This is a genomic window from Spongiivirga citrea (assembly GCF_010671565.1).
GTDB classification, from domain to species: domain Bacteria; phylum Bacteroidota; class Bacteroidia; order Flavobacteriales; family Flavobacteriaceae; genus Spongiivirga; species Spongiivirga citrea.
Genome location: NZ_JAABOQ010000003.1, coordinates 87,816 through 101,092, shown reverse-complemented (window position 1 = coordinate 101,092; position 13,277 = coordinate 87,816). Strand labels below are relative to the sequence as shown.

The window sequence follows — 13,277 nt, the reverse complement described above, 5'->3', positions numbered from 1 at the left end:
CCAAAATAAATAATGATCACATGAGTGATGCGCTGGTAATTATACCTACGTATAATGAAATCGAAAATATAGATGCTATTGTAAATGCCATATTTGCAAAGCATCCAGCGTTTCATATTTTAGTAGTAGACGATAATTCTCCTGACGGAACAGCTGCACGTGTCGCCACACTTCAAAACTCATATAAGGATCATCTTTTTATATTAAATAGAGAAGAGAAAAAGGGATTGGGAGTTGCCTACATCGCCGGATTTAAATGGGCTTTATCGCGTGATTATCAATTTGTTTTCGAAATGGATGCGGACTATTCTCATGATCCTAATGACCTAGCTAGATTATATGCAGCCTGTAAAGACGATAGTTTTGATGTCGCCGTCGGATCACGTTACGTAAAAGGTGTAAATGTGGTAAACTGGCCATTGGGTAGAGTGCTATTATCTTATTTTGCTAGTATGTATGTGCGTTTTATTACAGGATTACCTGTAAAAGATGCCACAGCCGGATTTATATGCTTTAGGCGAGAAGTTTTAGAAGCAATTAATTTTGAAAAAATACAATTTGTAGGCTATGCCTTTCAAGTAGAATTAAAGTTTAAAGCCTGGTTAAAAGGCTTTAAAATCAAAGAGGTTTCAGTTATTTTTACAAACAGAGCACTCGGGAAATCGAAAATGAATACTTCTATCTTCTCTGAGGCTATTTTTGGTATTATGACCATGAAGCTTCGTAGCATTTTTAATAGAAAACAATATGAGCAAAAATAAAACCCTGATAAAAAATGCATTGGTCGTTAACGAAGGAGCGAGTATTAAAACCGATGTGCTTATTGAAGGAGATTATATCGCAAAAATTGCGAATGAAATTACCCCTGATAATGATTGTTTAGTAATTGATGCTAGTGGTAAGTTGTTATTACCAGGTATGATCGATGATCAGGTTCATTTTAGAGAGCCTGGTTTAACTCATAAGGGAACTATTGCAACGGAATCGAAAGCAGCTATAGCTGGAGGAATTACCTCGTTTATAGAAATGCCAAATACCAATCCACAAACAACTACGGCTGAAGAATTTGACAATAAACTAGCTACTGCTGCAAAGTCAAGTTATGCCAACTATAATTTTATGTTTGGCGGGACCAATGACAATCTAGACGAGATTTTAAAGATCGACCCTAAAAAGGTGGCAGGACTTAAGTTATTCCTAGGCAGTAGTACGGGCAATATGTTGGTTGATGATGAAGATATCATCAGAAAAATATTTAGCAGTACAAAGTTGCTAATTTCTGTGCATTGTGAAGATGAAGCTACGATTAGACGAAATTTAGCGGAGTATAAAGAAAAATATGGGGAGGATATTCCGATCGAGTTACATCCAATCATCCGAAGTGAAGAGGCTTGTTATTTATCATCATCAAAAGCAATTGAACTTGCAAAGGAAACCGGTGCTCGATTACATGTATTTCATTTATCAACTGGAAAAGAAACGGCATTATTTGACAATTCCATCCCCCTAAAAGATAAAAAGATAACCGCTGAGGTATGTTTACATCATTTATGGTTTTCTGATGAGGATTATAAAACAAAAGGAACTCATATTAAATGGAATCCCGCAGTTAAAACGGCAAGAGATAGAGACCAATTATGGGAAGCTTTATTAGATGATCGTATAGATGTAATTGCTACTGATCATGCCCCTCATACCATGGATGAAAAAGCGAATGTTTACACCAAAGCGCCATCGGGAGGGCCCTTAGTTCAACATGCAATTGTAGGTATTTTAGAAGCAGTTGCTCAAGGAAAATTAAGCTACGAAAAGGCTGTAGAGAAAATGTGTCATAATCCTTCTATCTTATTTGAAATTGAAAAAAGAGGATACATTAAAGAAGGTTTTTATGCTGACATAGTATTAGTTGATCCAAAGGATACTTGGACCGTTGAAAAAGATAATATTTTATATAAGTGTGGGTGGTCACCGTTTGAAGGAACTACTTTTCAACACAAAATAACGCATACATTTATAAATGGTAAACTAGCCTATGAAAATGGGAATTTTGATGAGCATTTGCATGGAAAACAGTTAACTTTTAATCGATGAGAAAACTATTTGTATTCATAGTATTACTAAGTTTTTCGTGCAAAAAGCCGGATGCCATTAAAAAGCCCGAAAATTTGATCGAGAAAGAGAAGATGATACAGGTTTTGTATGACCTACATATGCTAAGCGCTACCAAAAGTAGTGCGAAAGAGGTATTGGCAGATCATAATATTGATTCAGAGAACTATGTATTTACGAAATATAGCATAGATAGTACTCAATTGGCTCGAAGTATCACATTTTATGCATCAAAACCAGCACAAATGCTAAAGATGTATGAAGAAGTTAATGGTCGACTAGCAGCTCAAAAAGAGTTGTTTGAAAAAGAACGTGATGCGCGTAATGAGGAAAAGAAAAATGAAGCAAAGAACCTTAAAATGCGAGATTCAATAATAAAGCTTACTCAAGACAAGAAAAAAATTCCTAGTCCCGCACGTTCTCAATAAGGTAATGCTCACTCACTTCTGCTATAGTATCTTCTAGGTGAGTGAATTTATAGCCGATAGCTGCTTGTATTTTTTGATTGTCGTATTCAAGTTCTTGCAGGGCGGATATAGCACTTCCTTTAAAAAACCTTCTTTTTTTGTTAAACAAAATATGGGCAGTCTTATCCAGTCGCCATGCTAGATGAAGCATCCAACCGGCAGCTTTTTTTGTTGTTGGTTTTACCTTTAGATGGAAGGCGATCAAATCGAAAACTTCCTTAAAACTCCTATTTTCGGCTACCAGAATGTAACGTTCGTTGCTAATTTTGCTATTTGTAAGATCAATCATTACCTCAACAACATCTTTTACATCAACAAAACCAACGCGACCATAGGTGTAATACTTAAGGCCTTTAGCTACACTTCTAAATAGTTGACCGCTACCACCGCGCCAAAACCCACTTCCTAAAATTACACCAGGATTTACAATTACGGTATCTAGCCCTTCTTGAGAGCCTCGCCAAACCTCCAATTCCGCGCCATATTTTGTGATGGAGTAAATATTATTTTGCGCTTCAGGATTCCAATGCGTTTCTTCAGTAATTGGTTCGCCATTTTCGTTTACTCCTAGGCTAGCGATCGAGCTGGTATAACAAAGTTTGCTGACCTTGTTAGATAAACAAAGATTTACAACGTTAGCCGTTCCCTCGATATTTACTTTCTTTAATTTTTTGGCCTCCGCCTCATCAAAAGATATAATGGCTGCACAATGATAAACAATATTAATATCGTTAAACGCTTCTGCAAGCTTTGGCACTCCTGTAATATCAGCTTGAAACCAATCGATAGTATCAAAAAGGGCATCTACGTTGTCGGTGTAGTAAGCCAGAATATTTTTTACTGCTAGTTTTTTTTTCTCAGTTCGGTATATTGCACGAACCTTAGTTTTGGTTAAGAGAAGTTTTGCCAATAAATGGCTGCCCACAAGACCGGTTGCGCCTGTAATAAGAATCATATTGTAAAAGTAAGTATTCGCCATGTAATTCTATTGACTGTTGCTTGTTTGAACGAACGTTAATATTTTGTTAACATAAAATGTTAATTTTTTAACACTTAAAACCTTTATCGATTTTTTTCCTTTGCTAAACGAGTATTTTGATTAAGGTTATTGTAGGGTTTAAACTCTGGTTATACATTCGCTATAACCAATCTGAAAACCTATTGTTTTTATAATGAACACTTAAAAAACAATAGACTATGACAACATTTCTACTTTTTAAAAAATTATATGCTGAAGCATTTAATGGCTTGACATCAGCATCTGAATTATTATTAAAAACAATTACTTGGTTCGTGTTAGGGACTACGGCTATTGGGCTATTTGCATTTGTATTTAGAATCTTTACAGGATTCTTCACCATTTAGTAGAATTACGACCAAGTTCAAAAACCGCTTATTTATAGGCGGTTTTTTTTATTCCATATTCTTCACAAGCTTTTTTAGAACAAGTATTTTCCATTTAATAGCTGCCTGTTATTAGGAAATTGGCGAATTAAAAAAAATCGACACCATTTTATCTTAAGGATATGCTCGATTTTACCCCACATAGCTACAATCAATTAGTATATTTGCCCGTATTTTAAAAAATTCTGATGGATACAAATTTTGTTGAAGAGCTACGTTGGCGGGGAATGGTTCATGATGTTATGCCCGAAACTGAAGAAACACTCCTTAAAAAATCAATAGCAGGTTATATTGGGTTTGATCCAACGGCCGATTCATTGCATATTGGTAGTCTTGTACAAATAATGATTTTAATGCATTTTCAACGGGCAGGGCATACGCCGATAGCGTTGGTCGGGGGTGCAACCGGAATGATAGGCGATCCGTCGGGTAAATCGGCGGAAAGAAATCTGCTTGATGAAGAGACCTTAAATAAAAACATAGCCGGTATAAAATTGCAACTAGAGCGATTTTTAGATTTTGATGCTAGTACTTCCAACAGTGCTCAATTAGTAAACAATTACGATTGGATGAAAAACTTTTCGCTAATCGATTTTGTGCGCGATGTAGGGAAGCATCTAACGGTAAATTATATGATGGCGAAAGACTCAGTTAAAAAGAGGTTGAGTGCAGAGTCAAAGGTAGGAATGTCGTTTACGGAGTTTACTTACCAACTTTTTCAAGGGTACGATTTTCTTCATTTATATCAAGAATATGACTGTTTGTTACAAATGGGCGGATCTGACCAATGGGGCAATATCACTACCGGAACCGAGCTTATTAGACGAAAAACTGGTGGTAAGGCCTATGCCTTAACATGCCCATTAATCACAAAAGCAGACGGAACCAAATTTGGTAAGACTGAAGGAGGTAATGTATGGCTTGATAAAAACAGAACATCACCTTACAAATTCTATCAATATTGGTTAAATGCGACCGATATAGATACAGAAAAATACGTTAAGATTTTCACCTTTTTGACAAAGGATGAAATCGATAACTTGATTGCCGAACATAAAGATGCACCACATCTAAGAATACTTCAAAAACGAGTTGCCGAAGAAGTAACCAAGCTAGTTCACGGTCAAGAAGACCTTGCTAATGCTGTAAAAGCCTCGGCTATTTTATTTGGCAAATCGACTGCTGATGATTTGAAACAGTTAGATGAGCAGACATTTTTAGATGTTTTTGAAGGAGTTCCACAAGCTACTTTGCCGATGAGCGAACTTGAAAATGGATTGGATATGATTGGAGCGCTGGCAGCAAAAACTAATTTCTTAGGTTCTAATGGTGAAGCACGACGAGAGCTAAAACAAAATTCAATTGCAGTAAATAAAGAAAAAGTAAAGGAGGATTATGTCATTTCTAAAACCGATTTGATAAACGGGAAGTACGTGTTACTGCAAAAGGGAAAAAGAAATAATTATTTAGTGATATTTGAATAGTTTCAAAAAAATGAAAAACCCCGCAATTTTGTAGATATGCGAGGCTTTTCGAAACTAAATAACTAAACAACTAACCTTAACTCTTTTTCTTTCCAATTTTTTCCCATTTTTTGTCGGCTTCTGCTTGTAATTTTGCAGCCCCTTTCTCTTTCCATAGCTCTAGCGTATTTGTACCCCAGGCGTTATAGAAAAGATATAATTTATCGTCTCGAATCTCGTATGTTTCCGGATCAACACTTACTTTTTTCCCTTTTGCGGCAACTGCGTAAGCGCAATAACCACCATATTGAGGAACGTATTTTTCGGGATTTGCTTTAAATTGCTCCAAATGTTCTTTGGTTGCAAAACTGAAAGTAGCACCGTCATATTCGGTCGTTATTTTCTTATCTCCCTTTTTAGGCGTTCCTTCAAAATAAGAAACAACATCATAACCTTCAATTGCAAAACCTTTCTTAATGTAGTAGTCATTTTTTTGAGCATTACTTACAAAAGCTGCTAAAAAAAGTATGATGGCAAATGTGTTTTTCATTTATATATCCTTTTACAATGATTAGGTCGAAAAAAAGCAAGGACATTACAGCATTAAGAAAAGTTTATGAAATTTTGGCAAAATCAAATGGTATTCGATTAAAGCACCATCAAATTACACCCTCGTATATCGGCATGATCAAAACGTCCTAGGACCTCAAAATTACCATTAACTTGTACCTTACCAAGATCTTGAGTTGCTATAAATGAACAGGAATTATAATTGGCTAGATCGATGATATTGAGCCCTCCTGTTTTTGCGGTCGCTTGAATTGTCAAAGGATCATCAGTTTCTCGAGAAGTGACTCTCATCCATGGTGGGCAGGCGAAAACGCCATTTCCTAAAGAGTAGGCTTGCGAAAGTAATTCGGTCATACCATATTCACTATGTATAGTGGCTACACCAAACCCTTTTTTTAACTTGTCATGAAGCTCCTTTCGAGTCAGTTCTTTTCGACGACCTTTCATACCTCCTGTTTCCATAACCGTTGTATGCTTTAAATTAAAAGTCATTTTTTCAACGAGATCTAATAATGCGAATGATACCCCGATTAACAATGTTCTTTGACCAGACTTTTCTAGGCTCATTAGTGTATTTGAAAGCTCTTCAATATTGTCTAAATAGAATCCGCTTTTAGGATGACTACTTTTTTTTATAAAATCGTCAACCATATATATTAAAGACGAACCTGAACGCTCTAAGTAGGAAGGTAACAATGCTAATAGTGCATAGTCTTCGATGTCTCCATAAAAATGATTGAATCCATTCTGGTAGCTTTTTTCATATAACGAAAGGTCGCTCACAAAATGAGTACTCGTGTTTCCTGTAGTACCGCTGCTGGTAAATTCATGAAAAGTAGAAGTATTAGTGCTAACTACTTTATGCGATTTAAAAAATTGAATTGGTAAAAAAGGGATATCCTCGATACGATGTACATCACTAGGATGTCTATATAGTAAATCACAAAATGCGCGATACACGCCATTATTTTCAAACTGATGTGCAAAGGTTGCTAGAGCTGCCTTTTTAAAATCATCATCAGTTTTTATTGAAAAAATGTCGTGTCGCATGTACCCCACAAAAGTAGGGCTATAGTATTTAAAATAGGAAAAAGGGTGCTATTTAATGACCAATTTTCGAGCAATTGATCTACCGTCTTGAACAACCTTCATAATATAGACGCCAGCTGTTAAACTAGTAACATCTAATTGATTGTTTTTTAATCGTTGTTTCAAAATTTCTTTACCCAGTATATTGTAGACAAGTACGTTTTCGTGCAATTTTTTGTCTGATTTGATAGTTACGAACTTGTTATACTTTACTGGATTTGGGTACATCAAAAGTGTATCTGCAGTATTTAGTGAATTGTTGTTCACTACTGTTTTTTCACTCTGCGACTTGTTGATTTTTTCTGGCGGATTCGCCATTTGGGCAAATACCAAGCATGGGTAAACGCTTAGCATTAGTGCTGTGCATAATTTGTTCATAGGTGTAAGTTTTAGGTGCTAGATTGGGGTCTAACAATCAACAATATACGAATGCATTTGAAAAAATCATCAAAACTTTAACATTTAACAATAAAAATCGATGAATTACATCTCTTACCAACTACCTTGTTAACTTCATGTTACCTATATTAAATCAATGTAAACTTTGATAAACAATTAATTTTATCGTTACTTTTGGGTAAAATCATGTGCAACAGCAAATGAAAAAAAAGGATACAAAAATTCTTTTAGTCGACGATGAACCGGATATACTAGAGATCGTTGGTTATAATTTGTCATCAGAAGGCTACTCTGTTATCACAGCTAAAAACGGGATTCAGGCCATTGAAAAGACAAAAAAGCATAAACCCCATTTAATTATTCTAGATGTGATGATGCCTGAAATGGATGGTATTGAGGCATGTGAAGAGATTAGGAAAATTCCTGAAATGAGTAATGTATTAATAACCTTTTTAACTGCTCGCGGCGAGGATTATTCACAAGTAGCCGGCTTTGATGCTGGTGCTGATGATTACATTACAAAGCCCATAAAGCCAAAAGTCCTGGTGAGTAAGGTAAAGGCGCTATTGCGCCGTTTAAAAGATGACGATGCGAATCCTCAAATAGTTTCGGTTGGCGAACTCACTATTGATCGAGAGGAATATAAGATCATTAAAAATGGTGAGGATATTATTTTACCGCGTAAAGAATTTGAATTATTGGCATTGCTTACCTCAAGACCCGGAAAAGTTTTTAAGCGAGAAGAAATTCTTGATAAAGTTTGGGGTAGCGAAGTAATTGTTGGAGGTCGAACTATTGACGTACATATTCGTAAATTGCGAAAAAAGATAGGTGACCAATACTTCCAGACCATAAAAGGTGTTGGTTACAAGTATACACAATAAATGGCCAGAGAGCTTAAAACATCCTACAGATTTGCAGTGCGAGCCTCATCTCTTATTGCAGTTGTTTTAACCGTTATTTTCGTTGCGCTTCAGTTTTTCTTATTTGATATAAGTTGGTGGGCTTCTTTAGCCTTTCCAATTTTAGTTTTGGCTATTTGTTTTACGGTCATTCAGTATGGCGTACAACGCTTTATTTATAGACGTATTAAACAGATTTATGATGACCTTACGCTTTTAGAATCTACAAGTTTTGAAAAGCAGCCGATTACTAATGATATGAAAACGCTCACAAAAGATATTGAAGAGTTTGCGCGTAATAAGAAGTTGGAGGTCGAGACTTTAAAAATCAAAGAAAATTATCGGAAAGAGTTTATGGGAAATGTGTCCCATGAGTTAAAAACGCCACTTTTTACTGTGCAAGGCTATCTTCTAACCGTTTTAGATGGTGAAATGGATGCAGCACTTCAAAAAAAATACCTTCAAAGAGCTAGCAAAGGAGTCGAAAGATTGGTTTATATAGTGAGTGATCTTGATATGATCACAAAGCTGGAAATGGGAAATCTCAACTTAGAGTATGAGGACTTTGACATTGTTGATCTCGTTCAAAATGTATTTGATCTATTAGAGATGAAAGCTTCCAAAAAGGATATCACCCTTATGTTTGATATGGATTATGAAGAACCTATATTGGTGCATGCTGATAAAGAGCGTATTCAACAAGTGGTCACGAATTTAATTGTAAATTCTATTAAGTACGGGACCAAAGGCGGCACTACTGAAGTAAGCATTGAAAATTTAATAATGAACAAGGTAATTATCCGTATCACCGACAATGGCGAAGGCATTTCCGGGTCGCATTTACCAAGGATTTTCGAACGTTTTTATCGGGTTGATAAAAGTGGATCTCGTAAAGAAGGAGGTTCCGGTCTTGGCCTGTCAATAGTAAAACATATTATCGAGGCTCATGATGAACGAATTTATGTAGAAAGTGATTATGGAGTGGGCTCAGAATTCTCATTCACCCTCGAAAAGACCAAATAGGTCAGTTAAATTGGTTTGCCTATCAAAAGAAGAAAATCCCGTATAATTAGTCATTCTTTTAAGCTGATCAATGGTAAAATCGTCCTGCTTGCAGTAAGGTGCTAAACCTTGTTTATCTAATTTTTTTGCTAAATAAACTTGTTCAAATTGCCCTGGCGTTGGAATAAAAAACGCCTTCTTTTCTAATTTTGCTAAATCCATTATAGTGGTATAACCTGAGCGACATAAAACCATCGCGCTTTGATTGAAAGCCAACTCTAAGGATTCGCTATTCATAAAATTAAATACTGTTGTATTCAGAAACTCGAACTTTACCTGTTTTGCTTCTATTTTGCCACGTACAAAAAGGACTTTACCATTAAACATTTTCACCTCTTCAAAGAGCTTTTCTTCAAGTAGTGTACGTTGCGGTTCTGGTCCGCTAATGATGACCATAAGATCATAAAAGGTAATCGCCTCTAGTTTGTTTAGTCGACTTAAAGGGCCGATGTATTTTATAGGCAAAGAGTTATTTTTTAAATGCCCCAATTTTCCACTTAAATTAGGTTTACCCTGCACGTCAGGAACCCAACATTCTTGAAATTTCTTTATGACCTCTTGATGCATCTTACTGCTCAACCAAGAAGTACTTCCAGACAATACGTTTAGCTGGTGCGTAATGAAAACACAAGGGATGGCTTTATGTCTTACGCCCATTCTATTGTCAGAAATAATACCGTGAATTTTGCCCTGCTTTACAAGTTTTTTAATGACCTCTTTTTCATTTGTCATGGCTTTAAGCATCTTGGGAGAATCTTTTATCATTTTTAGTTTAAAATTCTTCCCTTTTTTAGCATACTTGATGTTGTATGAAGGTAGTTCGATACACTCAATACCAGGAAATTCTTTTTCTAACAATGATAATGCAACACCATCGCTACCAATAAGAACCTGATAGCCTTTTTCTTGTAATGCTTTAATAATAGGAATACAACGAGTTGCATGTCCTAAACCCCAATTCAGGGGCGCTACTAAGATGGTTTTTTGCTTGGTCATGCAAACAAAGATACACTAATCATAAGAATTCTAATTAAGACTTTAAGTTGTTTGCATAACTTGATAATTAGGCTTTTAGTAGTGTAGAAATACAAGAGTTAAATGGCTGAAAAGTCGAGTTTTTGACCTTTTATAGGTAGTGATATTTATTCTGAAATCTCGATCACCTTAGCTAGTGTCAATTCATTATATGTTTGTTAATTTTGCGAAAAAGTTAAGAACGCAGTGGGTAGTAAGAACAAGTTAAAACGATTTAAGGAAAACGAGCAATTTGCCAATGTAGTGCAACCCAAACGGGATGATATTACCGCAAATAATTTTTCATTAAAGGGTAAGTGGAGTGCTGACTTTTTTAAGAATGAGAACCCAATTGTTTTAGAGTTAGGTTGTGGTAAAGGTGAATATACCGTCGCACTTGGTAAAAAATACCCCGACAAGAATTTCATAGGGGTCGATATTAAGGGGGCTCGTTTCTGGCGAGGAGCCAAAACTGGAATTGAAGAAAATATAACCAATATAGGTTTTCTCAGAACTCAAATCGAACTGATAGATCAATTATTTGCTGCAGAAGAGGTTTCTGAGATATGGATTACTTTTCCTGATCCGCAAATAAAATATAAGCGTACCAAGCATCGCTTAACCAATATGGATTTTTTAGATAAATACCAGACGATTTTAAAGCCAGACGGGATTGTTCATTTGAAAACTGATAGCGAATTTATGCATGGTTATACGCTAGGATTGCTCCATGGTTTAGGTCATGAAATTGAGCATGCGCATCATGATGTTTATAGTAATACCTATGCACCTGAGGAAGTTACGTCTATTCAAACATTTTACGAAAAACAATATCTAGAAAAAGACAAAGCGATTACGTATATTAGGTTTAAAATTAACTAGGCGTTGGGCATCGCAAATCATCTTCTTTTTGGATTTTTAGCTGGTTTTATAGGAGTAATTCCTCCAGGTTTGCTAAATATGACTGCGGCAAAGCTTAGTATTGATCAAGGTAAAAGCAAATCTTTATTGTTTTCTTTGGGAGCTTCACTAGTTGTTATTGCACAGGTTTCTATTGCTGTTTTGGCTTCTAAGTATTTAAATAGACATCCAGAAATTATTGAGGTTTTAGAAAAAGTAGCAATAGGTATATTCTTCATACTGGCAATCTATTTCTTTTTTAAAGCACGAGCCGAAAGAAGATCAGATGCTGAGGTAAAAATCCATAACAAAAAAAGCGTTTTTGGTCTTGGTTTATTTTTATCTTCGATTAATATATTTCCTATTCCTTTTTATGTTGCGTACAGCACATTTTTAAGTGCTAAGTCTTTATTCTCTTTCGAAAAAATTACTGTAAGCGTTTTTGTTGCTAGTGCGGCTGTTGGTACTTTTTTAGCACTTTGGCTGTATACATTTTTAATAAGAAAACTGAAGGAGAAAGGGGAGGTCTTTGCTAACAACATTAACTATTTTCTTGCTGCGATTACGTTGTTTGTTGCGATATTTACATTAGTTAGAATTTACAACCGTTAAGATGGCAAAATCCGATAACGACAATTTTTTTGAGAAGGTCTATCAGGTAGCTAAATTAATTCCCTACGGAAGGGTAACATCTTATGGAGCGATCGCGAAGTACTTAGGCGCAGCCAGAAGTGCAAGAATGGTTGGTTGGGCGATGAATGGTTCTTCTAGTAAAGATGATGTTCCAGCTCATAGAGTAGTAAATAAAATCGGATTATTAACTGGGAAACATCATTTTCAAGGCACTAATTTAATGCAGCAACTGCTAGAAAGTGAAGGCGTTGAGGTTATCGAGAATCAGATTCAGAATTTTGACAAAATCTTCTGGGATCCTGCCAAGGAACTTTGAATTTAGGTACAAAGTACTGTGTATTTAGTACTAAAAAACCACTCCGACACCTATGGCGAAATTAGAAACCGGCACACTACCCAATTGATAGTGTTCATATCCACCTGATATATTATAACGGTTCAGGTGATACTTCAATCTCGATTCGAAAATGTCTACGCTATTACTTCCCAAAAATGCATGCTTGTGGTTAGCGAATAGGCTAATCGGGTTGGCTATAAACCATTCCGCACCCACGTTCAATGTAAAACCAAATCGATTTACGTCATTAGCCACATAACTTACACCTGGACCATACCACAGCGCAAAACGAGGAGTGCGAATGCGATAATAGTTAAACGATGCATTAAAAAGTGAAAATGACTCCGTTCCTGTCGGACTTTCTTCAAATAATTGCAAATAACCAGCATTTATGGAAAACCGCTTTTCAAATCGAAAGTCTAGGTTTAAATGATTTCCATACAATTTACTATCCGCTTTTACCAAGCTGTTGTTAATATCAAAACGAAAAGGGGTTAGGTTTTCGTTAGTAAAATCAGATTCGAACATGAAATTACCAGCTTTGCCATTGGCATATGGGTAAGGTGTGAATTCGGCAAAATGCATTTGCCCTTCGCGTTCCCATTCGGTTTCTACTAATAATCCATAACTAATAAAGCCTCCAACATATATAACGGGTTCGATAAATGCCTCGATAAGTAAAATTTCCCAAATATCCGAATCGTCGTCATCACTTGATGATGAGTTTGCGTACGACGATGAGGACGAATTATCTTTTTTCAGGTCTTGTTTGGCTCGACTTAAACGAGTTTGTGAAAATCCTAATGTAGAAAACAGAAATAAGACTAAAACTGCAAGGTTTTGAAATTTCATTTGTAGAAGGTGTTTAGTTTCATTTCCTATTATCACAAACCATACCAACTGCATAGACACACTCGATTTTTGTATT

The 13,277-nt window shown here is 35.8% G+C and carries 16 protein-coding genes; 10 read left to right on the top strand and 6 right to left on the bottom strand.

The window, feature by feature from the left end; translation table 11 throughout:
- The first annotated feature begins 20 nt into the window (after positions 1-20).
- From GWK10_RS07035 to GWK10_RS07025, 3 genes are read left to right on the top strand one after another with little or no spacing between them, the layout of a single operon-like run.
- Positions 21-761, top strand: coding sequence for a polyprenol monophosphomannose synthase (locus tag GWK10_RS07035; protein WP_164030794.1), 741 nt, complete (start codon positions 21-23; stop codon positions 759-761).
- Positions 748-2,091: a dihydroorotase gene (locus tag GWK10_RS07030; protein WP_164030790.1), complete on the top strand. Its 1,344-nt coding sequence runs from the start codon at positions 748-750 to the stop codon at positions 2,089-2,091. The genes GWK10_RS07035 and GWK10_RS07030 overlap by 14 nt, the downstream gene beginning before the upstream one ends.
- Positions 2,088-2,537: a DUF4296 domain-containing protein gene (locus GWK10_RS07025; RefSeq protein WP_164030787.1), complete on the top strand. Its 450-nt coding sequence runs from the start codon at positions 2,088-2,090 to the stop codon at positions 2,535-2,537. Before GWK10_RS07030 ends, GWK10_RS07025 begins: the two co-directional genes overlap by 4 nt.
- On the opposite strand, the gene GWK10_RS07020 is transcribed toward GWK10_RS07025, so the two are convergent.
- Positions 2,515-3,555, bottom strand: coding sequence for an NAD-dependent epimerase/dehydratase family protein (locus tag GWK10_RS07020; protein WP_239540723.1), 1,041 nt, complete (start codon positions 3,553-3,555; stop codon positions 2,515-2,517). The two genes, GWK10_RS07025 and GWK10_RS07020, sit on opposite strands and share 23 nt — an antisense overlap.
- A gap of 218 nt (positions 3,556-3,773) precedes the next feature.
- Here GWK10_RS07020 and GWK10_RS07015 point away from each other — a divergent pair, with 218 nt between their 5' ends.
- Together GWK10_RS07015 and tyrS are read left to right on the top strand one after the other, a co-directional pair.
- Complete coding sequence (locus GWK10_RS07015) at positions 3,774-3,941, top strand: DUF6747 family protein (RefSeq protein ID WP_164030783.1); 168 nt, start codon at positions 3,774-3,776, stop codon at positions 3,939-3,941.
- Between the two features lie 227 nt (positions 3,942-4,168).
- Positions 4,169-5,464 (top strand): tyrosine--tRNA ligase, encoded by a 1,296-nt coding sequence (tyrS, locus tag GWK10_RS07010; RefSeq protein ID WP_164030780.1) that lies wholly within the window; start codon positions 4,169-4,171, stop codon positions 5,462-5,464.
- A 76-nt stretch (positions 5,465-5,540) separates the two neighbouring features.
- Here the strand turns inward: tyrS and GWK10_RS07005 are convergent, their stop codons facing one another.
- From GWK10_RS07005 to GWK10_RS06995, 3 genes are all read right to left on the bottom strand, one after another.
- Positions 5,541-5,993, bottom strand: a complete 453-nt coding sequence (locus GWK10_RS07005; RefSeq protein ID WP_164030776.1) for a YHS domain-containing (seleno)protein — start codon at positions 5,991-5,993, stop codon at positions 5,541-5,543.
- A gap of 98 nt (positions 5,994-6,091) precedes the next feature.
- A complete protein-coding gene (locus tag GWK10_RS07000) occupies positions 6,092-7,063 on the bottom strand; it encodes a LuxE/PaaK family acyltransferase (RefSeq protein WP_164030773.1) in 972 nt (323 codons plus the stop codon).
- A gap of 48 nt (positions 7,064-7,111) precedes the next feature.
- Positions 7,112-7,480: a T9SS type A sorting domain-containing protein gene (locus GWK10_RS06995; RefSeq protein WP_164030770.1), complete on the bottom strand. Its 369-nt coding sequence runs from the start codon at positions 7,478-7,480 to the stop codon at positions 7,112-7,114.
- Positions 7,481-7,701: 221 nt separating this feature from the next.
- On the opposite strand from GWK10_RS06995, the gene GWK10_RS06990 reads away from it, so the two are divergent.
- Positions 7,702-8,385, top strand: a complete 684-nt coding sequence (locus GWK10_RS06990) for a response regulator transcription factor (protein WP_164030767.1) — start codon at positions 7,702-7,704, stop codon at positions 8,383-8,385.
- Positions 8,386-9,426, top strand: coding sequence for a sensor histidine kinase (locus GWK10_RS06985; RefSeq protein ID WP_164030764.1), 1,041 nt, complete (start codon positions 8,386-8,388; stop codon positions 9,424-9,426). It abuts the gene before it with no gap.
- Here the strand turns inward: GWK10_RS06985 and GWK10_RS06980 are convergent.
- Entirely contained in the window at positions 9,400-10,461 is a 1,062-nt protein-coding gene (locus GWK10_RS06980) for a glycosyltransferase (RefSeq protein WP_164030761.1), read from the bottom strand. The two genes, GWK10_RS06985 and GWK10_RS06980, sit on opposite strands and share 27 nt — an antisense overlap.
- 225 nt (positions 10,462-10,686) lie before the next feature.
- Between GWK10_RS06980 and trmB the strand changes: the two genes are divergently transcribed.
- Genes trmB through GWK10_RS06965 form a run of 3 tightly spaced genes read left to right on the top strand, consistent with a single transcriptional unit; the run spans position 10,687 to position 12,328 of the window.
- A complete protein-coding gene (trmB, locus tag GWK10_RS06975) occupies positions 10,687-11,361 on the top strand; it encodes a tRNA (guanosine(46)-N7)-methyltransferase TrmB (protein ID WP_164030758.1) in 675 nt (224 codons plus the stop codon).
- A gap of 3 nt (positions 11,362-11,364) precedes the next feature.
- On the top strand, positions 11,365-11,991 hold the full coding sequence (locus tag GWK10_RS06970; RefSeq protein ID WP_164030755.1) for a LysE family translocator: 627 nt from the start codon (positions 11,365-11,367) through the stop codon (positions 11,989-11,991).
- A 1-nt stretch (position 11,992) separates the two neighbouring features.
- Positions 11,993-12,328, top strand: coding sequence for an MGMT family protein (locus tag GWK10_RS06965; protein WP_164030752.1), 336 nt, complete (start codon positions 11,993-11,995; stop codon positions 12,326-12,328).
- 30 nt (positions 12,329-12,358) lie between these two features.
- On the opposite strand, the gene GWK10_RS06960 is transcribed toward GWK10_RS06965, so the two are convergent.
- Complete coding sequence (locus GWK10_RS06960) at positions 12,359-13,201, bottom strand: hypothetical protein (RefSeq protein WP_164030749.1); 843 nt, start codon at positions 13,199-13,201, stop codon at positions 12,359-12,361.
- Between the last annotated feature and the right edge of the window lie 76 nt (positions 13,202-13,277).